This is a genomic window from Microvirga sp. P4_A5 (assembly GCF_056402495.1).
Genome location: NZ_JBFUHH010000001.1, coordinates 84,220 through 103,443, shown reverse-complemented (window position 1 = coordinate 103,443; position 19,224 = coordinate 84,220). Strand labels below are relative to the sequence as shown.

The following is a 19,224-nucleotide window of genomic DNA, read 5'->3' as shown; positions in this document are numbered from 1 at the left end:
AGCGCCTCACGAGACCACAGACGATCTAGCGGATCTCGGCGAGGCGCCCGACGCTCTGCCGCCGCATAGGGGCACTCATCACCTTGTTGCGGCCGCTCTGCTTGGCCTTGTAGAGCGCCGCATCCGCCATGGCGGTGAGTTCCGCCGCCCCCGCGGAGGTTTCGGGGATCGACGCCACGCCCATCGAGGCGCTCACCGTGACCCCCTCCACTGACGACAGGTCGGCGATCTTGATGCGAATCGCCTCCGCTTTCGCCACCGCCATATCGAGATCGCTGTCAGGCAGAAGGACGATCAATTCCTCGCCGCCATACCGGCACGCGATGTCGGTTTTTCGAAGCGCTGCCATGATCACGCCGGCCACGTCCCGCAGCACGGCATCGCCCGCCGCGTGACCGTGCTGATCGTTGAGCTGCTTGAAATGATCGAGATCGATCATGATGGCGGAAATCGGCGCCTTGCGTCTCTCCGCCTGGACCGTGAAGCTTTCGAGCACCTCTTCCATGAAACGCCGGTTGTAGAGTCCGGTCAGCGGATCGCGCAGGGCCTGATTGCGGAGGCGCTCGCGCAGCGCGATGCTCGACAGGGCCAGCGACATGCTGTCCGCCAGCGCCATCGCCAGGGGCTTCACGGATTCGAGAGAGGCGCCCGTCGGGTCGCTGCTGAAAATTTGCAGGAGGCCGTACAACTCGCCGCGCGCCATCATGGGGATTTCGAGCGCGCTCTTTCCCTCGATCGCATGGCCGCACCGGAGCGCGCCGGACGTGCCGAGATTGACATGGGCCTTGCCGCGCTTGAGGGCCCAGCATTGCGAAGGCGAGATCACCTGCGCGACCGACGGGTCCGTGTCGTCCGCGCCCCATGCGGTGGAAAGATCGAGGCGGTCCCGCGAATTGTTGAAAATGTAGAGCGCACCGCCGAGACCCGGCAGGAGTCGCTGCGCGGTGGCGCGCAGCACGCCGTTCGCATCCTCATAGCCGGTTGCGCTCTGCAGCATGTCGGCCATGCCGAACAGATGCTCCACCTGCTCGCGGCTTTGCACCGCCTCGGTCACCGCGACGGCGCGCGCGCGCGCCTGTTTGGACATACCGGTGAACGCCAGGATCAACGCCCCGAGGACCGTGCTTCCACTGACGATCTGCAGCACCAGCAGCCATTGCGTGAGAAGCGCCAGACTGTCCTCGGCCTTGTTCGCGGCCGCTGTCTGGATCGTCAGAAACTGCACGATGTACTGGCGCAGCGTGTCCATCGTGGCCTTGGTGTTATCGAGCCGCGCCCGTTGGCCCGCGAGATCGATTCCGCCGCTATGAGCAAGTTCAATCATGCGGCCGACCTCGGTGCGCAGATGCGCCAGCAGCGCCGAGAACGTTCTCGTTCCCGGTGCGCTCTGCGTGCTCTCCTCCACGAACCGGTCGAGGACGGCAAGGGTCGGCTTGTAGACTTCCAGCACTTCGAGCCCGCCCATATAGGGCTGCAGATAATCCATGCGGCCGGAGAGAACGAAGCCGCGCGCGCCCGATTCGATGTCGAGGAGAGCGAGCTGCACGATACGGACTTCCCGGTTCTCGGCGCGGATGGCCAGAAGTGCGCGCTGGGTGCCGGTATTGTAGAGGAAGCCCGCGATGGTCGCGGCGATGGTCAGAAGCGTAATGCCCACCACGGCAACCGGCAGCATGGACGAGCGCGTCGCAGGTTTCCGGCGCAACGATCCGAAGCGCCGCCTTATCGTCGCGCGAGGATCGGCGAGAAATGATCTGAAGGTCGTCGCACTCATGGGTCGGGCTCTCGGAACGCTCGCCGACAGGACGGCCAACGAATGGTCGATAGCATATCCCGGCGTCGTGTGCACGAAAGGGGTACCCACATAGTTGTGGCATGCGCTTCGCGGCCAAGCTTGGCCGTCACAGGCGTCGGACGTGGTTGTCCCACACCCAACGGTCAAGCTCGCCAAGATCGGTGGCGGCTTTCAGATAGGTGGGGCGTCGCTCGCAATTCGCGTGCGCGCGATTCTCGAGCGAGTAGTCGCTGGCCGGACGCGGGCGGGCAACCGCCTTCGTGCCGTTGAGAGACTGTCCCCAGAGCAGGGACTCCATGGCTTGGTGGCCGCTGGCGACATTGGACTCGACGCAGCCGGTTTCATCGGACGACTCCACTGATATGGCCGTATTGCGAGACGCATCGCGCGGGGCAAGCTTGGTGCAGGGCCGTGTCGGCCACTCTGCGCGCCACGCCCCACCGAGCATGGCGCGGGCTTGGCCCCCGCGCCATGCCGCGTTAGAGATGCGCGTCCTCATGTTCCGAACGGCTTGTCATGCTCATCACCCGTACCGACATCGAACAGGCTCATTCGCGCATCGCGCCGCATATCCGGCGCACGCCGGTCTGGACTCTGCCGACGGCCTTCGGCCATGACGGGCCCGTGAGCCTCAAGCTCGAATTTCTGCAGCATGCGGGTTCGTTCAAGGCGCGCGGCGCCTTCAACACGTTGCTGGCGCATCCCGTCCCCGATGCCGGAATCGCCGCCGCCTCCGGTGGCAATCACGGCGCCGCCGTGGCGTACGCGGCCAAAATGCTCGGCGTGAAGGCGCGGATTTTCGTGCCGGAGATTTCAAGCCCCGCCAAAATTGCCGTCATCCGCTCGCACGGCGCCGAAATCGTCATTGGCGGCGCGCGCTATGCGGACGCGCAGGAGGCCTGCGACCTTTATGTGGCCGAGAGCGGTGCGCTGCGCGCCCACCCGTTCGCCGCCGACACGACCATCGCGGGCCAGGGCACCGTCGCGCTCGAATGGGAACAGGACGGCGCACCCCTCGACACGGTCCTAGTGGCGGTAGGTGGCRGCGGCCTGATCAGCGGCGTCGCCAGCTGGTGGGGCGGCCGCGTGAAAGTGGTGGGTGTCGAGCCCGAAGGCTCGCGCGCGCTCCACGCCGCCATGGAGGCGGGCGAGCCGGTCGATGTGGAGATCGAGTCGGTTGCGGCGGATTCGCTCGGCGCCCGCAATGTTGGCGACCTCGTCTATTCGATCTGCTGCGACAGCGTCGATCACGTGGCCTTGGTCACCGACGCGGCGATCCGGGACGCCCAGGCCACCCTCTGGCGCGACTGGCGGATCGCCAGCGAGCCGGGCGGGGCCGCGGCGCTGGCGGCGTTGATCTCGGGGGCTTACCGGCCCGCGACGGGCGAGCGCGTCGGCGTCTTGCTGTGCGGGGCGAATGTGGAGTTGGGGAACCTGGCCACGGGCCTCGATTCACGTTGAGCTCGTCGTAACGCCTGCGACAACCTTGAATTGAATGAATACTTTTTCCGCACGCTCAGTCTGTATTCCCCTGTGGGTCTTCGTTTCTTGCTTTTTGGCAAGGCTATCTTGCGCTAATGCCCAACTGGAGAAAGCACCTGCAATTTCAATATTTTAAATAAGCGCATGTTCGGCGATGTCGAGCCTAACGATATGTCACAACAGTTTAGTCGTTGACCATCTACCGTGATGTAATACCGTTTAAAAAACGGGGGACCCATCATGGCCATTGATTATATTACCGACACACGAACTCAGGAACAGTCGGTCGACACGGATCAGCATCTGATCGTCACAGCAACTGGATCCATTGTCGCGACGAGCAGCGATGGAATTGGAATCAGCGATCCCTCAACCGTGCACATCCAAACGTCGATCTACGGTTCGGTCTATGGCCAACTTAAAGGAATCGCTTTCGGCACGAGCGACACCACGGCCTTCATCGGCGAAACCGGTATCGTCGAAGGCGGGGTGACCGGTCTTGAACGGGCGAGAACGGGGTTGTTACCAACAACGGCCAGATCAAGGGCGGGCTTCAGGGCATTCTAGCCAACTACATCAACGCCAGCATCACGAATGGCGGCTCCGTCGTGGGCTCGGTCGGAATCGAGGGTGATTTCGATTTTGGTGATAATACGCGGTTCACCAATACCGGCACCGTGACTGGCCTCTCCCATGGCGTTTTGCTTTACCGGAACAGCCTCATCACCAATGACGGGATCATCCAGGCTCTGGGCGGGAATGCGAGCATCGGCATCTCCGTGAAGACATTTCAGGACGTGTTCGACCCCGACGCCAATGTTGCTACGGTCACAAATCGCGGCACCATCATCGGCGACTACGCCATCGAGGGCGATTCGGGCGTCGAGCAGATCACCAACCTGGGCACGCTGCAGGGAAAAGTCGCGCTCCTCGACGGCGACGACCTTTATGACGGCCGCGGCGGCTTTGTCAGCGGGATCGTCGATCTCGGCGACGGCGCCGATACCGCGTTCGGCGGCGACGGCACCGAACAGATGCTCGGCGGCAACGGCGACGACCGGCTGTCGGGCGGCGGCGGCGCCGATATCCTCAGCGGCGGCACCGGTAGCGACCGGCTCGATGGCGGAACCGGCGCCGACGAGATGACCGGGGGCGACGACGACGACACCTATGTGGTCGACGATGCGGGAGACGTGGTTACCGAAACGGCCAATGGCGGCACCGATACGGTCGAATCCTCCATCTCCCATATCCTCGCGGACAGCGTCGAAAACCTGGTACTGACCGGATCGGCCGACCTCTCCGGCATCGGCAACGCCGCCGCCAACGTGATTGTGGGCAATTCCGGCAATAACTATCTCTATGGCGGCGCAGGCGCGGACGATCTGCGCGGCGGCGCGGGCAACGATACCYATGTGGTGGACGACGCCGCCGATGCGGTGACGGAAGTGGCAGACGGAGGCATCGATACGGTGCAGGCCTCGGTCAGCTTCACGCTCGCGGCCAATGTCGAGAACCTCCACCTCACGGGTGCGGGCGACATCGACGGCAGCGGCAACGCTCTGGCCAACATCATCAACGGCAACGCGGGCAACAATGTCCTCGACGGGGGCGGTGGCGCCGACCAGCTCAGGGGCGGGGCAGGCAACGACACCTACGTGGTCGACCACGAAAGCGATGCGGTGTTCGAGATGGCCGGGGACGGCGTCGACACCGTGCAGGCATCGATCAGCTTTACGCTCGCAGCCGATGTGGAGAACCTCAGCCTCACGGGCACCGGAGCCATCAATGGCACCGGCAACGCACAGGCCAACATCGTCACCGGCAATGCCGGCGACAATCTTCTTGATGGCGGCGCAGGCGCGGATGCGCTCTCGGGCGGCGGCGGCGGCGACACCTACATCGTGGACAATGCCGGCGACACGGTGGCGGAAGCCGCGAACGAGGGCGACGACACGGTTCGCGCCTCGGTGAGCTTCACGCTGGGCGCCGATATCGAGAACCTGATCCTGACGGGTTCGGCGAATATCGCGGGGGCCGGCAACGGGTTGGCCAATGTTCTGATCGGCAATACCGGCAATAACATCCTCACGGGTGCCGGCGGCGACGACCAGATCGACGGCGGCGAGGGTCACGACACCGCGCTGTTCTCCGGCCAGAGCTCGGATTACCAAATCATCGTGAACCTTGACGGTACCGTGAACGTCAACGGGGCCGACGGCAACGACACCTTGCGAAGCATCGAGTCGCTGCGGTTCGACGATGGCACCTTCTCGGTGAAGTTCCCGGCGGCGCCGACCGTTGTGGGCAGCGTTGCCCCCGTCAACGAGAACGCGCCCGCCAACACGGTCGTGGCGACCCTCCACGCCAACACCCTGGCGGGCGAGAGCGTGCGGTACGTTCTCGATGACGACATCGACGGCAAATTCGCCATCGATTCCGGTACGGGCGTCATCACGCTCATCGGCGCGGTCGATTACGAGGCGGATTTCCAGGACGATCCGAACCTCATGACCACCGCCGACGGTTTGCGCAAATACTACGTTCTTCAGGTCAAGGCGGTCTCGGCGGATGGGCTGGCGCTGTCATCTGCGACCGTGCCGCTGAACGTCTACGTCAACAACGTCAACGAAGCGCCGGCAACCCTCAGCTTCACGGACGGCAGCACCACTGCTACCGTCGACGGCGCGGTCGGGAACGGCGCGGTGGTGGGCACGCTCATGGCGAGCGACCCGGATGGCGACACCCAGCTCGTCTATTCGTTCGACTCGACCGGAAACGGCAATTCGAGCGGCGCCGGCAATGCCGGCGGCCTGTTCAAGATCGAAGGCGGCAAATTGAAGTTCGCGCGCACGCCGAGTGCCACGGATCCCGAATCCTACACCGTCACGCTGAAGGTCACCGACAAGAATGGCGGCCCCGGTGCGACGTCCTACTACAAGGACTTCCTGATCAATTTCAATCCCGGCGACACGCCGCCGACCCCGAACGAATTGTCGATCGCTCCACAGAGCGCGACCCACGCGGAGGGCAATTCTGGCTTCACCGACTTCACCTTCGTTGTAAGCCGCGCAAACGCATCGGGCGACACGGACGTCACCTGGAGCATCGCCACGAACAGCACGATCACAGCGGCGGATTTCGAGGATGTGACCGGAACGGTGAACTTTACCGGCACCGCGACCACGCAGGTCGTGACGGTTCGCGTCAGAGGCGATGGCAACATCGAAGGCAACGAGGCATTCACGATCGGGCTGACGAACGCGCAAGGCGGAACCGTCAAGATCGGCGGCGGAACCGCCGTCGGCACCATCACCAATGACGACCAGCCCAGCATCGTGAATGGTGCTCCGACCGGCATCACGCTCAGCGGACCGGGAATTGCAGGCGAATACGCAGCCGCGGGATTCTCCGTCGGCACGCTGAGCGCCAGCGATCCGAACACAGGCGACACATTCAGCTACGCGCTTCTCGACGACGCCCAAGGTCGTTTCGCGATCGCCGGCGACCAGCTGGTGGTCAAGAACGGCTTCAAGCTCGACTTCGAACAGGCGACCTCCCACCAGGTCGTCGTGCGTGTGACCGACCAGTCCGGCGCGAGCTTCGACCGCGCGATGACGATCGGCGTTGCCGACATGAATCCCGAATTCACGCTGGGCAGCGCCGACAACGACATCTTCAAGGGCGGCGCGGGGAATGACACCTTGGGCGGCGGCGCGGGTGACGACATCCTGTGGGGCGGCCTTGGCAAGGATGTCCTGACCGGAGCTGCGGGACGGGACATCTTCGTGTTCAACACGAAGCCGAACAAGAAGACCAACCTCGACAAGATCGTCGATTTCAACGTCAAGGACGATTCGATCTGGCTCGACAATGCGGTGTTCAAAAAACTCGGCAAGAAGGGTAGCGAGGCTTCGCCCGGCAAGCTCAGCAAGGCTTTCTTCACGGTGGGCAAAGAGGCGAAGGACAGGAACGACTACCTTGTCTACGACAAGAAGAAGGCCGTGCTCTATTACGACAGCGACGGCTCCGGCAAAGCAAAGGCGGTCGAGATCGCCACGCTCAAGAAGAACCTGAAGATGACCTACAAGGACTTCTTCATCATCTAAGCCGGCCCGCACGACGAAAAACCCCCGCTGTTGCCAGCGGGGGTTTTTGATTCTGGTCGGATCGGACGCGTTTTTCAGGCAGCGCGCTTGCGGCCGGGAAGCAGGCCGCGATTGACCAGCGCTTCGGCGATCTGCACGGCGTTCAGCGCCGCGCCCTTGCGCAGGTTGTCGGAGACGCACCAGAACGACAGGCCGTTTTCCACCGTGATGTCCTCGCGGATGCGCGACACGTAGGTGGCGTCTTCGCCCGCGGCCTCGTGCGGCGTGATGTAGCCGCCCGGCTCGCGACGGTCGATGACGATGACGCCCGGCGCGGAGCGCAGGATCGTGCGGGCTTCCTCGGCCGAGATCGGCTTTTCGAATTCCACATTCACGGCTTCCGAATGGCCGATGAAGACCGGAACGCGCACGCAGGTTGCCGTGAGCTTGATCTTGGGGTCGAGGATCTTCTTCGTCTCCGCCATCATCTTCCATTCTTCCTTCGTGTAGCCATCCTCCATGAAGACATCGATATGGGGGATCACGTTGAAGGCGATGCGCTTCGGAAACTTTTCTTCCTTGAGGTCCTGCAACGAGTAGAGCGCCTTGGTCTGGCGATCGAGCTCGTCCATGCCTTCCTTGCCGGCGCCCGACACGGATTGGTAGGTGTCGACCACCACGCGCTTGATGATCGCGTGATCGTGCAGGGGCTTTAGGGCGACGACGAGTTGCGCGGTCGAGCAATTGGGATTGGCGATGATGCCCTTCTTCATGCCGCGAACGGCTTCGGCATTCACCTCGGGGACCACCAGCGGCACATCGGAATCGTAGCGCCAGGCGGATGAATTATCGATCACGATGGCGCCCTGGGCTGCGATCTTGGGCGACCATTCCTTCGAGATCTCGCCGCCCGCCGACATCAGCACGAGATCGACATCGGAGAAATCGTACAGGTCGAGCGTCTTCGTTTTCAGCGTCTTGTCGCCGAACGAAAGCTCCGTGCCCTGGCTGCGCCGTGACGCGAGCGCCACGACCTCATCGGCGGGAAACGCGCGCTCGGCCAAGATGTTGAGGAGCTCGCGGCCCACATTGCCCGTCGCGCCGACAACGGCGACCTTATAACCCATTGGACTTCTCCTGTTGATCTCCCCGGAATCGTGAACCCTCGTCGGGTGCGCCTCTCGCCCCGTGGGGAGAGAGGACCGGGGACGACGAGGCTTAGGCGGCCGTTATTGCGGCCGTCGCGGCCGTCGTGACGGTTTTCGTTTTGCTCGTCGTCAGGGTGAGCAGCGTCATTGCCATCGTCCATCCGGAGCCGGTCTCGGCTCGGTTTTGGCAGAAACACATCAAACTCAGCTCGCCGTCAAGCAAATCCGTTCGCCGCGGCTGCCGCCGCGTCGGTAACCTCCGATTCACGCTGCCGGGCAAAAGCCTTCGATCCGCGCCCGATGATACGGTAGAACACGGGTTCGGACGCGAAGGGCGCGTCGGGTCGGGAATCTCATGCCGAGGGCCATCGAGCTGGACGAGGACGACGACGAGCTGTTCGATTCCGGCGACGAACGGCCGCTTCCGCGCGCGAGACGGCGTCTTCCCTGGTTTCGCATGAGCCTGTCTTCCGGCCTCTGCATCGCCGGGCTCGCCTATCTGGCCGAGCACGAAGCGGCCCTGAAGGTGCCGAACCAGCCCGGGGCCGTTCCCGCCACGGTACTGATTGCTCCCCCGCCCACCTGGCAGATCCTCAATTCCACCGCCGCCTACGGCCTCGACAAGACCCTCGGGTCGGCAATCGCCGAGGCTCGGCAGCATTCCGGAGGCGGGCGCGAGGACACGCTGGTGGTCGGCGCGCCCGGCACGTCCCGCTATGCCCGCGTGACGATGAGCCACCGCATTCCGGTCGCGCCGCGCACCTTCTACGTGGATCTGGTGCGCCGCGCCGCGGAGGCCGGACTTGCGGTCGAGCGCAGCGGCCAGACCGCGATGATCGCCACGAAATTCGGCCCGGTCGAAAGCGCCCCCGTCACGCTGGCGGGCCCGGCCGAGCAGGCCTGCGAGGCCTTCCGCTTCCGCGACGACGATGCGGCGTTCGGGTTCCAGGGCTGGCTCTGCGAACCGGGCATCTCGGCCCAGCGCGTCGCCTGCTTCCTCGATGCGATGACGGCGTTGGGCACGGATCCCAGCGTCTCGGCGCTCTTTGCCGGCGCCGAGCGCAGCCGCGTCGATCATTGCGCTCCGGAGGCGCGAAACGTGGCCGCCGGGTCGAAGCCCGTCAAGGCGTTGCCGGGTCCGTCGGCGAGCGCCCTGCGCTGAAGCTCAGAGACCGCGCTTCTTCAGCCACGCCTGCATTTCGGCGATCTCGCGTTCCTGCTCACGGATGATGTCGGTCGCCCATTTGCCGACCTGCTCGTCGCGCCCGAATTTCAGCGCCACCTTCGCCATATCGATGGCGCCCTGATGATGCGCGATCATGCCGCGCACGAAGTCGGCGTCCGCATCCTGCGTGAAGGCGATGTCCATGTCGCGGTGCATTCTGGCATTCACCTCGCGATAGGCCTTGGTGGCGGGGGTCTCGGCGGCGGTCGCGGGCGCCGGCATCGAATGCCCCGCATGGCCACCGGGCTTGGTGCCCTGAGCGAGCGCGGCGGTCGCGAGGAAAACCCCGGCGGCCGTAAGAGCGATGAAGCTTTTTCTCATCAGGTTGATCCTCGAACGAAAGCCGCCAGGCGGCATAGTGATTGAACCGCCGGTGTAATCCTTCCTCCGATGGCAAGGTCAAGCCGGCTTCGACATCCCCGACCCAGGCTGCCCGACCCTCACGCTCACCCGGTGCAGGACGTTGCAGCCATAGCCGTTGGGGTTCCAGTTCGTGGCGCGGAAAGGCTGGGCGCGTCCGCGCGCATCCGTCGCCCGGGCGTGAATCTCGTAAAAGCCGTCGGCCGGGATTGCCACCTCGACGGTCCACCGCGTCCAGTCATAGGGATTGCGCGGCGGCGTGAGAGTCGCCGCGAGCCAGGTGGCGCCGCCGTCAAATGTCACGTCGACGGCCCGCACGCTCTCGTCGCCCGCCCACGCGGCCCCGCGCACCCGCAATCGTCGCGTTCCCGCCGGATAAGCCGCCCCATCGGCGGGGAACGACACGATGCTGCGAACCGGCATCGATTCGAGGACACGCAGGGCTATTCCCGTTGCGTCCGCGCCCGGCGCCAGCGGCTCGACTGGAACGCGGTAGGACTGGCCCGTCATGCCCGGGCCATCATGCTCCCGGTCGCGGACCCAGATCCGCGTGAGCCATTTCTGGCTCAGCGATCCCGGCCAGCCCGGTACGATCAGCCGCAACGGTCCCCCATGGATGAAGGGAAGCCTCTCGCCATTCATGCCGAAAACCAGCAGCGTGTGGGGATCGAGGGCCTTGGCCAGCCTGACGCCCCGGGAGATCGACGGCGCGGCGGAATCGCCGTTCTTGTCCGGGTCGGCGCCGAAATGGGCGGTGTGCGTCGCGCCCGGCTTCAGGCCCGCGGCGGCAAGCACGTCGGCGAGCGGAACGCCTGTCCATTCGGCGCAGCCGACGCCCCCGTTTGTCCAAGCATTTCCCTCGGCGGGCGGCGCGAAGAACGAACGGCCATTCCCGCCGCATTCGAGCACCATGCGGAAGGTCCTGACGGCGAAGTGGCTCTTGAGATCCGCCACGCTGAGGCGCAAGTCGCGCTCGACCTCACCATCGATGACGAAGGTCCACGATTCGGGTTCGCTCGCCGGTTCCGGCAGCAGGCCGTTATTGCGGATGAAGAAGCGGGAGACCGGTGTGGTCTCGTCGTCGAGCAGGTGTTCGGGTGTTTCCGCCACCAACGGCCTCTCCCCCAGAACCGACAGGCGATCCTTGCCATGAGGACCAAGAAGCGGATGCGGGAGATCTGTCATCGGTGACGTGCCCTCTGAAAGAATTCCACCGCTATCACAAAGCAGCAGCAGCGGGGAGTTGGGTGAACCGCGCGGAACAATTCAAGCGGAGCCGTTTTGTCTTCATGCTCCGCTGTCTTTCGAGAGGCGTCCGGCCGCTCGCGACAGCGATTGGCTGGAGTTGACCCATGAGACGCCTTGCCCTCGTCACGCTCGCTTCGCTCGCCGCCTGCTCGGCCCTGTCAGTGGCCGCGCAGGCTCAGGATCGGCCCCTCGTGCTGCGAGTCCAGCCTCGCAGCTTCCTCGACCCCGGCAACAAGGTGCCGGTCGGCTCGATGAACCGCTATGTGACCAGCGGGCAGACCTCGACCATGATCATGCCGCCCTGGAACAACAACGAGCGCCTGGGCGGCGCAGGGGTTCTGCCCGATCCCATCGATGGGCCGTTCGTCGGCGCCCGCAACCCGTTCCCGCCGATACCGTTCGACGTGCAGGCGACGGGGTCGACGCGGTAGCCGCCTTTCGGCTCAGCGGATGGATTCGAGTTCCTTGACGATGGCATCGCCGACATCCTGCGTGCCGACCGCGTTGGCTCCCGGCGCCGAGATGTCCTTGGTGCGGATGCCGGCCGCCAGAACGTTGGCGATCGCCCGGTCGAGACGGTCCGCCTCCTCGATCAGGTCGAACGAATAGCGCAGGGCCATGCCGAAGGACGCAATCATCGCGATGGGATTCGCCAGGCCCTTGCCGGCGATGTCGGGCGCCGAGCCGTGCACGGGTTCATACATGGCCTTGCGCTTGACGGTAACCGGGTCTTCGGCGCCAAGCGCCGCCGAGGGGAGCATGCCCAGAGAGCCGGTCAGCATCGCGGCGATGTCGGACAGGATGTCGCCGAACAGGTTGTCGGTGACGATGACGTCGAATTGCTTCGGGTTGCGCACGAGCTGCATGGCGGCGTTGTCGGCCAGCACATGCTCGAGCGTCACATCCGCATAATCGGCCTTGTGCAGCCGCGACACCACCTGACGCCACAGCACGCCGGTCTTCATCACGTTGCTCTTTTCGGCGGACGACACCTTGTTGCGACGCTTGCGGGCCATGTCGAAGGCGACCCGCGCGATCCGGTCGATCTCGCCGGTAGTATAGACCTGCGTGTCGACGGCGCGCTGCGACCCGTCCTCGAGGGTCACCAGCTCCTTCGGCTCACCGAAATAGACGCCGCCCGTGAGCTCGCGCACGATCACGATGTCGAGCCCCTCGACGATCTCGCGCTTCAGCGACGAGGCATCGGCGAGCGCCGGGTAGCAGATGGCGGGGCGAATGTTGGCGAAGAGGCCCAGATCCTTGCGCAGACGCAGCAAAGCCGCCTCGGGGCGCACATTGTAGGGCACCGCGTCCCATTTCGGGCCGCCCACCGCGCCGAACAGTACCGCGTCGGCCTCCTCGGCGCGATTCATGGCGTCGTCGGTGATCGCCACCTTGTGCACGTCATAGGCAGCGCCGCCGGCGAGATCCGTCTCCGTTTCGAAACCGATGCCGCGCTTGCGGAACCAGCCCACGATCTTCTCGACCTCCCGCATGACCTCGGTGCCGATCCCGTCGCCGGGCAGGAGAAGGAGCTTGTACGTCGCCATGGGAGAAAACCTCGTTCGTGAACCGCCAAAAGACGTGGATGGCCGGGACGAACCCGGCCAAGACGAAGAGGGTTTAGGCGCGACGAGGCCGAGTTGGCAAGAGTTTGCTCAGGCCGCGAGATCCCGTCCGGCGGAGCTTATCCCCGCAGAGCCTCAAGCACCTTGCCGCCCGGCCGGCCGCGCTGTTCGAGGCCGATCCGGCGCTCCACGTCCTTGATGGCGTCGCGGGTCTTCTGGCCGATCTTCCCGTCCGGCTCGCCCACATCGTAGCCGCGCGCGCTGAGGAGCTGCTGCAGCTCGAAGCGCTGGGCGCGCGAGAGCGGCGGATCGTCGGTCGGCCAGGCAGTGCGGATGCCCGGCAGACCTTTCAGGCGATCGCCCAGCAACGCGATGGCGAGCCCGTAGGATTCGGCCGCGTTGTAGGAATAGACCGCGTCGAAATTCCTGGTGACGATGAAGGCCGGTCCGTTGACCCCTGCCGGGATCAGCACCGCCGCCGCGTAATTCCCCGAAAGCGGGCGGCCGTCGACCCGGGTCACGCCCATGGCGGCCCAGGATGCGAGGTCGCGCTTTTTCTTGCGACCCGCCAGCGATGCGCTGAAATTCGAGGGCAGGCGAACTTCATAGCCCCAGGGGAGACCGTCCACCCAGCCGGCTTTCTTCAGGAAATTGGCCGTCGACGCGACCGCGTCGGGGACCGAGCTCACCACGTCGCGGCGTCCGTCGCCATCGCCATCCACCGCCAGGCGCTGGTAGGTCGAGGGCATGAATTGCGTGTGGCCGAAAGCGCCGGCCCAGGAGCCCTTCAACAGGCGCGGATCGATATCCCCGTCCTGCACGATCTTGAGCGTGGCCATCAGCTCGCCGGCGAAATAGTCCTGACGCCGGGGGGCATAGCACGCGAGCGTCGCGAGCGACTGCACCAAGGGGCGATCGCCGAAATTCTTGCCGAAATCCGATTCGACGCCCCACACGCCGGCGATCACATAGCGATCGACCCCGAAACGGGCCTCTGCCTGGCTGAGGGCCCGGCCCCATTGCCGCATGGCGGCGTTGCCGTCCTGCACCCGCTGCTCGTCGACGAGCGCCGACAGATAGTCCCAGATCTCGGTCTTGAACTCCGGCTGGCTGTTCATGAGTTCGAGGATCTTGAGATCGGGCTCGATCCCGCGTGTCGCCATATCGAAGGCTTGTCCCGACACGCCCTTGGCGGCAGCCTGGCTGCGCAGGGCGGGCAAGCACGAACGAAAATCGGCCTGGGCGGATGCGGGCCACGCCGCAGCTATCCCGGTCATCGCAACGAAGGCGAGGGCAAGAGAACGAATCATGCTCCCGAATGTGCCAGCAATCCGGTTAATATTGGGCAAACCCCGAATTTTCGGCGCCCGTCACGCCCAGGCGCGCTCGTCCAGCTTCTTCTCGAAGGTGTCGATGGCGGCGCCCTTCTGCATCGTGAGGCCGATGCCGTCGAGACCGTTGAGCAGGCAATGCTTGCGGAAGGGGTCGATGTCGAACTTGACCGTGCCGCCGTCGGGGCCGCGAATTTCCTGGTTTTCCAGGTCGATCGTCAGCGTCGCGTTGGCGCCGCGCTCCGCGTCGTCGAACAGCTTCTCGAGATTTTCCGGCGACACCACGATGGGCAGAATGCCGTTCTGGAAGCAGTTATTGTAGAAGATGTCGGCGAAACCCGTGGAGATCACGCAGCGGATGCCGAAATCAAGCAGCGCCCAGGGTGCGTGCTCGCGCGACGAACCGCAGCCGAAATTGTCGCCCGCGACGAGGATCTCGGCCTTCCGATAGGCCGGCTGGTTGAGCACGAAATCCGGGTTCTCCGAACCGTCGTCGCGATAGCGCATCTCGGAGAAGAGGCCGACGCCGAGGCCGGTGCGCTTGATGGTCTTGAGGTACTGCTTGGGGATGATCATGTCGGTATCGACATTGATGATCCGCATCGGCGCCGCGACGCTTTCCAGCACAGTAAACTTGTCCATCGTCCAGATTCCTTGAAAACAACCCGCATTCCCGCGACAGCCTCTTATCAAAGCCGCCCGCCCAGCACCAGACCCATGGTGGCGCATCCGCTTTTCAGGCGACTGCCCTTGCGGAAAAACCCTTTCCACGAGACAACATTCCGGGGGAGCGCTTCATGGATCAGCTGGTGTTGTTTTGCCTGTTCGGCGGGAGCGCGCTCATGGCGTGGTTCGGCCACCGCAGGGCCGCCATCGGCGTGTTCTTCGCGGCCCTCGCACTCACGGCGGCGGATTACCTCCACCACGCGACCGACGCGCTGACCCTTTCATTCTGAGAGTCCCCGACCCATGCTGACGCCACGCCTCGCCGTGACCCTGAACGCGCTCGGGCTCTACGCCATCGGGCTGATCCTGTTCGCGGCCTTCGTGTTTCAATTCGCACTCGGCGAACTTCCCTGCCCGCTCTGCCTGTTGCAGCGGGTCGCATTCGCGACGCTTGCGGTGGGACCGATCCTAAACCTGCGCTACGGCCCCCGCCCCAGCCATTACGCGCTGTCGCTGATCGCGGCCATCGCGGGCGCCGGCATCTCCATGCGGCAGGTCCTGTTGCACATCATTCCGGGCGACCCCGGCTACGGGTCGATGATTCTCGGAGCGCATTATTACACTTGGGCGTTCATCTGCTTCGCCGCCGCCATCGCGCTGCTGTCCATCGTGCTGCTCTCGGATCGCCAGTTCGAGTCGCGCGAGGCGCCCCTGCCCGGATTGTTCGCTAAGGGCGCGGTCTTTCTCGTCATCGCCATGATCGCCGCAAACGTGCTCAACGTCTTCGTCGAGTGCGGCCCGAGCGTGTGCCCGGACAACCCCGTGTCGTATTGGATGCTGCGGTAAGTCCGGACGGCGATCAGGCCTGCGCGGCAAGTCGGTCCGCGCCTGTCACAGCAAGAAACGGAGTGCGGCAGGGCTGTGCCTTTGCCACGGTGATCCGGTTCTTCAACGTACCGGATTCATCGCATGCCTCTGCCCGTTCGCCTTCCCGCCCCGTTCCTGCGGCTTGCCTGGTCGAATCTCGCGGCCCAGTCGGCCGAGCAGATCGCGCTCGTGGCCGCGCCCATCGTGGCGGTGGTGGCGCTCGGAGCGGGCGAGGCCGAGAGCGGCCTGCTCCAGATCGCCCTGACGCTGCCGTTTCTCCTCTTCGCCCTGCCGGCGGGCCTGCTGGCGGACCGGGTCGCGCGGCCGCGCCTCATGGCCTGCGCCGAGGCCCTGCGCGCGGTCTCGCTCGTCTCGATCGGGCTATTGCTCGGGGCCGGACAACTGAGCCTTTGGCTACTCGCGCTCCTGGGTTTCGTCGGCGCCGGCGCGACCGTGATTTACAGCGTCGCGGCCCCGGCCCTGGTCCCGGCGCTGGTGCCGCCGGCCTTGCTGTCGACGGCGAACGCCCGGGTCGAACTCGCCCGCACGCTGGCATTTACGGCCGGGCCTGCTCTGGGCGGCGCGCTCGTCGGATGGACCGGAGCGGGGCTGGCCTTCGGGCTGGCCGCCGCCCTTTCGGGCATGGCCTTCATCCTGCTTTCGGGATTGCGCGAAGAGCCGCGTCCGGCGCCCCCGCGCCGTCACCCCCTGCGCGAGGTCGCGGACGGCATCGCGTTCGTGGCGCGCCATCCCCTGCTGCGGCCAGTTCTGCTGACGCAGTTCCTGTTCAACGCAGCGTTCTTCGTGCTCGTCGCGGCCTTTTTTCCCTATGCGGTCCGAAATCTCGGCCTCGATGCATCCGAGATCGGCCTGATCTTCGCTGTCGACGGCGCCGGCATGGTGCTGGGGGCACTTCTCGCGCCTTCCATCCTGAAGCGGCTCACCTTCGGGCTGGTCGTCGGCACCGGCCCCCTGTCCGGCCTCCTGGGATCGGTCTGCGTCGCGCTGACGATCTGGTATCCGACGCCGCTGCTGGCGGCTCTCGGCTTCTTCCTGTTTGGCATCGGACCGATTCTCTGGGTCATCAGCACCACGACACTCCGCCAGGCCGTGACGCCCCGCGAGCTGCTCGGGCGCGTCTCCGCCGTGAGCGTTCTGACGCAGGGCGCGCGCCCGCTCGGTGCGGGCCTGGGGGCGCTCGTGGGCGGAATGTTCGGCGCCGAAGCCTGCCTGCTGCTCGCCGCGATCGGCTTTGCGGCGCAGGCCCTCGTCATCTGGACCTCGCCTGCCGTCGGCCTCGCGCGTCAGCCCGCCATGATCGACGAAATCCTGCCTGCCGCGGGTTCGTGAGAAAGTCTATCCGGCCGCCATGAGCGCCCAGCGCGGCCGGTTACACAGCGGGAACCGGTGCGCGCACGCCGAACGCGGCGCATAAACCGCCGGCGAGGCGCCGGTACGCCGTCTCGACCTCATCCGGGATGTCGAGCGCGACGATAAATCCTCGGCCGTTGGGTCCGTATCCATTCGGATCATTTCGCAGCCGTGGGATCTCGCCCATCAGAAGCGACAGAAAGCGGTCCATGGGCCACAAGCCAGCCAACGGCCCGAGATCGAAGACGAGGTCGTTTCGTTCGATTTTCACCCGGGGCGTGAAGGTCGGCCAGTTCAAAAATTTCACTTTCGGATGATCGAGCCAAATTTGCCGGAAAGATGCATCCGTGCGGCGCTGCATCGTCGGATCCTGAATCAGCACGATATGCTGCGGATCGATGCCTCTCGCGTCGAGAGCCCGGCGCGAGAAGCGCGCGTTCTCACCGCAATTGGTGGAGACTTGTTCGACGATGATGCGATCGGGATCGACACTCCAATGCTGCCTCGCGACGTCGCTCAGGATGTTGGCTTCGGCACGGTTGGACGTGGGAATTCGGCTATAGAGGTGGTGTTTCTTCACCTCTTCACAGAGCCGGTGCGTCGAGTGTCCGACACCGCCCGAGATGAGAAGAATGCGACGGGAATTCATGCGCGCCAGTTTGAAAGCGGATTCCGCCGTGTGCAGCACGCTGTTTCCCGCCAGGACGATGCAGTCCGCATTCTCCACTTTCGGGAGCGCCTGCGCCGGCCCTTGGCTGAAATCGCTCAACGCGAGAAACGCTGCGATTTCATTGATGGGGGCCACATCGTCCGGGTCGATTCCACCGGTCGGTAACTCCATGCCCCAATCCCCTTTTTCGACCTATCCGGCCGCCGCTTCGATCGCCTCCATGTCGTCGTCGGAGAGGCCGAAATGGTGGCCGATCTCGTGGACGAGCACGTGGGTGATCAGATGGCCGAGGGTTTCCTCGTGCTCCGCCCAGTAATCCAGCAGCGGACGGCGATAGAGCCAGACCATGTTGGGGAATTGGCCGGTCTGCATGATGCCGCCGCCCTGCGCGAGGCCGACGCCGCGGAACAGGCCCAGGAGGTCGAACGGCGTCTCGCAATCCATGTCCTTCAGCGTCTCGTCGTCGGGGAAATCCTCGACCCGGATCACCACTCCGTCGCAAAGAGCCCGGAACGCCTCCGGCAGGGCTTCGTACGCCGCATAGGCCAGCACCTCGAAATCCGCCAGCGAGGGCGCTTGCAACTTCGCAAGTTGGCTCATGATCTCCCCGCGATCAAACCAGCTGGAGCTGGGATGCCAGCCAATAGACCAGCACGACGAATCCGACAACCGAGAGGCTTCGGCCGATTCTTCGGCCCCACACCTCAATCGGGTCGGTCTGGCCGTTTTCCCCGGCGCCAATCGCGTCCCGCCCTGAAAAATGGTCGGTCATACGGCGACTCATGCGGTTAAGCGAGGACGAACCGAGGGTTTCCGAATCCCGTTCAACCCGCTCGAGGGTTTCGCGCGCCTCCTGCTCCGGGTCTTTCATCGAGGTCTCCTTCCCAACCGAACTGCTCCTTGAGCTGGCAAAACTGCAATTGAGGCCGGAACGGTCTGTGCTCAATGGCGTTAGCCAAGCCAGATCATCCACGAAAACGAGGCTCACATGCGAAAAATTCTCGGAATCCTGGCTTTGGCCGGGCTGGTATCGTTCGGTGCCGCTGCCGGCGCGGGTCAAGCTTCCGCCCAGGGCCTCGACGTTCGCGTCGGCGTGGGTGGCAACGCCCCCCATGTGCGTGTCGTGCAAGACCGTAATGACCGCTACGACCGCTACGACCGGTACGATCGTTACGATCGTCCCCGTCACGTCGATCGTCGGTGGAACAACGAGCGCCGCTGGGGCGGTCGCCCCCCGATGCGCACCGTCTGCCGCACGGTGATGCAGCAGCGCGTTCGTGGCAATGGCGTGGTCGTTCGTCGCCCGGTGGAAGTCTGCCGCCGCGAGGTCGCTGGACGCTACTGAACAGCTCTTTAGTCTTGCGTAGAAAAACGGCCGCGGGGACATCTCCGCGGCCGTTTTTTT

20 protein-coding genes are annotated in these 19,224 nt (G+C 64.8%); 9 read left to right on the top strand and 11 right to left on the bottom strand.

All coding sequences use genetic code 11. The features are described from left to right. Nucleotides 1-25 precede the first annotated feature (25 nt). Both AC1DVM_RS00530 and AC1DVM_RS00525 read right to left on the bottom strand, forming a co-directional pair. A complete protein-coding gene (locus tag AC1DVM_RS00530; RefSeq protein WP_477251054.1) occupies nt 26-1,774 on the bottom strand; it encodes a diguanylate cyclase in 1,749 nt (582 codons plus the stop codon). Between the two features lie 127 nt (nt 1,775-1,901). Beyond that, nucleotides 1,902-2,243: an imelysin family protein gene (locus tag AC1DVM_RS00525; RefSeq protein WP_477251356.1), complete on the bottom strand. Its 342-nt coding sequence runs from the start codon at nt 2,241-2,243 to the stop codon at nt 1,902-1,904. A gap of 68 nt (nt 2,244-2,311) precedes the next feature. Between AC1DVM_RS00525 and AC1DVM_RS00520 the strand changes: the two genes are divergently transcribed. The 3 genes from AC1DVM_RS00520 to AC1DVM_RS00510 all read left to right on the top strand — a co-directional run bounded on the left by AC1DVM_RS00520 (nt 2,312) and on the right by AC1DVM_RS00510 (nt 7,386). After that, on the top strand, nt 2,312-3,256 hold the full coding sequence (locus tag AC1DVM_RS00520) for a threonine/serine dehydratase (protein ID WP_477251053.1): 945 nt from the start codon (nt 2,312-2,314) through the stop codon (nt 3,254-3,256). A gap of 261 nt (nt 3,257-3,517) precedes the next feature. Continuing rightward, a complete protein-coding gene (locus AC1DVM_RS00515) occupies nt 3,518-3,844 on the top strand; it encodes a hypothetical protein (protein ID WP_477251052.1) in 327 nt (108 codons plus the stop codon). Between the two features lie 41 nt (nt 3,845-3,885). Continuing rightward, nucleotides 3,886-7,386 carry a Calx-beta domain-containing protein gene (locus AC1DVM_RS00510; protein WP_477251050.1) on the top strand — a complete coding sequence of 1,167 codons (3,501 nt, stop codon included), beginning with the start codon at nt 3,886-3,888 and terminating at the stop codon, nt 7,384-7,386. A 74-nt stretch (nt 7,387-7,460) separates the two neighbouring features. Here the strand turns inward: AC1DVM_RS00510 and AC1DVM_RS00505 are convergent, their stop codons facing one another. Continuing rightward, the gene (locus tag AC1DVM_RS00505; RefSeq protein WP_477251048.1) at nt 7,461-8,492 is read right to left on the bottom strand and encodes an aspartate-semialdehyde dehydrogenase; all 1,032 of its coding nucleotides are present in this window, start codon (nt 8,490-8,492) and stop codon (nt 7,461-7,463) included. A 376-nt stretch (nt 8,493-8,868) separates the two neighbouring features. On the opposite strand from AC1DVM_RS00505, the gene AC1DVM_RS00500 reads away from it, so the two are divergent. Further along, nucleotides 8,869-9,675 (top strand): hypothetical protein, encoded by an 807-nt coding sequence (locus tag AC1DVM_RS00500; protein WP_477251046.1) that lies wholly within the window; start codon nt 8,869-8,871, stop codon nt 9,673-9,675. Between the two features lie 3 nt (nt 9,676-9,678). Here AC1DVM_RS00500 and copM read toward each other — a convergent pair whose 3' ends face one another. Then, nucleotides 9,679-10,059 (bottom strand): CopM family metallochaperone, encoded by a 381-nt coding sequence (copM, locus tag AC1DVM_RS00495; RefSeq protein WP_477251045.1) that lies wholly within the window; start codon nt 10,057-10,059, stop codon nt 9,679-9,681. A gap of 78 nt (nt 10,060-10,137) precedes the next feature. After that, a complete protein-coding gene (locus tag AC1DVM_RS00490; RefSeq protein WP_477251044.1) occupies nt 10,138-11,283 on the bottom strand; it encodes a sulfite oxidase in 1,146 nt (381 codons plus the stop codon). Between the two features lie 167 nt (nt 11,284-11,450). On the opposite strand from AC1DVM_RS00490, the gene AC1DVM_RS00485 reads away from it, so the two are divergent. Continuing rightward, the gene (locus AC1DVM_RS00485; protein WP_477251042.1) at nt 11,451-11,777 is read left to right on the top strand and encodes a hypothetical protein; all 327 of its coding nucleotides are present in this window, start codon (nt 11,451-11,453) and stop codon (nt 11,775-11,777) included. A gap of 12 nt (nt 11,778-11,789) precedes the next feature. Here AC1DVM_RS00485 and leuB read toward each other — a convergent pair whose 3' ends face one another. The 3 genes from leuB to leuD form a co-directional block, all read right to left on the bottom strand. Next, nucleotides 11,790-12,896, bottom strand: coding sequence for a 3-isopropylmalate dehydrogenase (gene leuB, locus AC1DVM_RS00480; protein WP_477251041.1), 1,107 nt, complete (start codon nt 12,894-12,896; stop codon nt 11,790-11,792). Between the two features lie 137 nt (nt 12,897-13,033). Beyond that, nucleotides 13,034-14,191, bottom strand: coding sequence for a lytic murein transglycosylase (locus tag AC1DVM_RS00475; RefSeq protein ID WP_477251354.1), 1,158 nt, complete (start codon nt 14,189-14,191; stop codon nt 13,034-13,036). 93 nt (nt 14,192-14,284) lie between these two features. After that, nucleotides 14,285-14,887: a 3-isopropylmalate dehydratase small subunit gene (gene leuD / locus AC1DVM_RS00470; RefSeq protein WP_477251039.1), complete on the bottom strand. Its 603-nt coding sequence runs from the start codon at nt 14,885-14,887 to the stop codon at nt 14,285-14,287. 155 nt (nt 14,888-15,042) lie between these two features. On the opposite strand from leuD, the gene AC1DVM_RS00465 reads away from it, so the two are divergent. From AC1DVM_RS00465 to AC1DVM_RS00455, 3 genes are all read left to right on the top strand, one after another. Continuing rightward, nucleotides 15,043-15,201 carry a DUF5993 family protein gene (locus tag AC1DVM_RS00465; RefSeq protein WP_477251037.1) on the top strand — a complete coding sequence of 53 codons (159 nt, stop codon included), beginning with the start codon at nt 15,043-15,045 and terminating at the stop codon, nt 15,199-15,201. 13 nt (nt 15,202-15,214) lie between these two features. Then, nucleotides 15,215-15,757: a disulfide bond formation protein B gene (locus AC1DVM_RS00460; RefSeq protein ID WP_477251036.1), complete on the top strand. Its 543-nt coding sequence runs from the start codon at nt 15,215-15,217 to the stop codon at nt 15,755-15,757. A gap of 123 nt (nt 15,758-15,880) precedes the next feature. Further along, a complete protein-coding gene (locus AC1DVM_RS00455) occupies nt 15,881-17,128 on the top strand; it encodes an MFS transporter (RefSeq protein ID WP_477251034.1) in 1,248 nt (415 codons plus the stop codon). A gap of 40 nt (nt 17,129-17,168) precedes the next feature. Here the strand turns inward: AC1DVM_RS00455 and AC1DVM_RS00450 are convergent, their stop codons facing one another. Genes AC1DVM_RS00450 through AC1DVM_RS00440 form a run of 3 tightly spaced genes read right to left on the bottom strand, consistent with a single transcriptional unit; the run spans nt 17,169 to nt 18,807 of the window. Beyond that, nucleotides 17,169-17,990: a YdcF family protein gene (locus tag AC1DVM_RS00450; RefSeq protein WP_477251032.1), complete on the bottom strand. Its 822-nt coding sequence runs from the start codon at nt 17,988-17,990 to the stop codon at nt 17,169-17,171. A 21-nt stretch (nt 17,991-18,011) separates the two neighbouring features. Next, on the bottom strand, nt 18,012-18,419 hold the full coding sequence (locus tag AC1DVM_RS00445; RefSeq protein ID WP_477251031.1) for a metallopeptidase family protein: 408 nt from the start codon (nt 18,417-18,419) through the stop codon (nt 18,012-18,014). 13 nt (nt 18,420-18,432) lie between these two features. Further along, complete coding sequence (locus AC1DVM_RS00440) at nt 18,433-18,807, bottom strand: hypothetical protein (RefSeq protein WP_477251030.1); 375 nt, start codon at nt 18,805-18,807, stop codon at nt 18,433-18,435. On the opposite strand from AC1DVM_RS00440, the gene AC1DVM_RS00435 reads away from it, so the two are divergent. Then, the gene (locus AC1DVM_RS00435) at nt 18,808-19,164 is read left to right on the top strand and encodes a hypothetical protein (protein WP_477251028.1); all 357 of its coding nucleotides are present in this window, start codon (nt 18,808-18,810) and stop codon (nt 19,162-19,164) included. It begins immediately after the preceding gene. The last annotated feature ends 60 nt before the right edge of the window (nt 19,165-19,224 follow it).

Bases quoted from the DNA above. Each gene is read 5' to 3' on its own strand.
- AC1DVM_RS00515 (WP_477251052.1), top strand. From the start codon at position 3,518: ATGGCCATTGATTATATTACCGACACACGAACTCAGGAACAGTCGGTC.
- AC1DVM_RS00525 (WP_477251356.1), bottom strand. From the start codon at position 2,243: ATGCTCGGTGGGGCGTGGCGCGCAGAGTGGCCGACACGGCCCTGCACC.
- AC1DVM_RS00465 (WP_477251037.1), top strand. From the start codon at position 15,043: ATGGATCAGCTGGTGTTGTTTTGCCTGTTCGGCGGGAGCGCGCTCATG.
- copM (WP_477251045.1), bottom strand. From the start codon at position 10,059: ATGAGAAAAAGCTTCATCGCTCTTACGGCCGCCGGGGTTTTCCTCGCG.
- AC1DVM_RS00460 (WP_477251036.1), top strand. From the start codon at position 15,215: ATGCTGACGCCACGCCTCGCCGTGACCCTGAACGCGCTCGGGCTCTAC.
- AC1DVM_RS00530 (WP_477251054.1), bottom strand. From the start codon at position 1,774: ATGAGTGCGACGACCTTCAGATCATTTCTCGCCGATCCTCGCGCGACG.
- AC1DVM_RS00445 (WP_477251031.1), bottom strand. From the start codon at position 18,419: ATGAGCCAACTTGCGAAGTTGCAAGCGCCCTCGCTGGCGGATTTCGAG.
- leuD (WP_477251039.1), bottom strand. From the start codon at position 14,887: ATGGACAAGTTTACTGTGCTGGAAAGCGTCGCGGCGCCGATGCGGATC.
- AC1DVM_RS00435 (WP_477251028.1), top strand. From the start codon at position 18,808: ATGCGAAAAATTCTCGGAATCCTGGCTTTGGCCGGGCTGGTATCGTTC.
- AC1DVM_RS00485 (WP_477251042.1), top strand. From the start codon at position 11,451: ATGAGACGCCTTGCCCTCGTCACGCTCGCTTCGCTCGCCGCCTGCTCG.
- AC1DVM_RS00505 (WP_477251048.1), bottom strand. From the start codon at position 8,492: ATGGGTTATAAGGTCGCCGTTGTCGGCGCGACGGGCAATGTGGGCCGC.
- AC1DVM_RS00450 (WP_477251032.1), bottom strand. From the start codon at position 17,990: ATGGAGTTACCGACCGGTGGAATCGACCCGGACGATGTGGCCCCCATC.
- AC1DVM_RS00455 (WP_477251034.1), top strand. From the start codon at position 15,881: ATGCCTCTGCCCGTTCGCCTTCCCGCCCCGTTCCTGCGGCTTGCCTGG.
- AC1DVM_RS00500 (WP_477251046.1), top strand. From the start codon at position 8,869: ATGCCGAGGGCCATCGAGCTGGACGAGGACGACGACGAGCTGTTCGAT.
- AC1DVM_RS00490 (WP_477251044.1), bottom strand. From the start codon at position 11,283: ATGACAGATCTCCCGCATCCGCTTCTTGGTCCTCATGGCAAGGATCGC.
- leuB (WP_477251041.1), bottom strand. From the start codon at position 12,896: ATGGCGACGTACAAGCTCCTTCTCCTGCCCGGCGACGGGATCGGCACC.
- AC1DVM_RS00475 (WP_477251354.1), bottom strand. From the start codon at position 14,191: ATGACCGGGATAGCTGCGGCGTGGCCCGCATCCGCCCAGGCCGATTTT.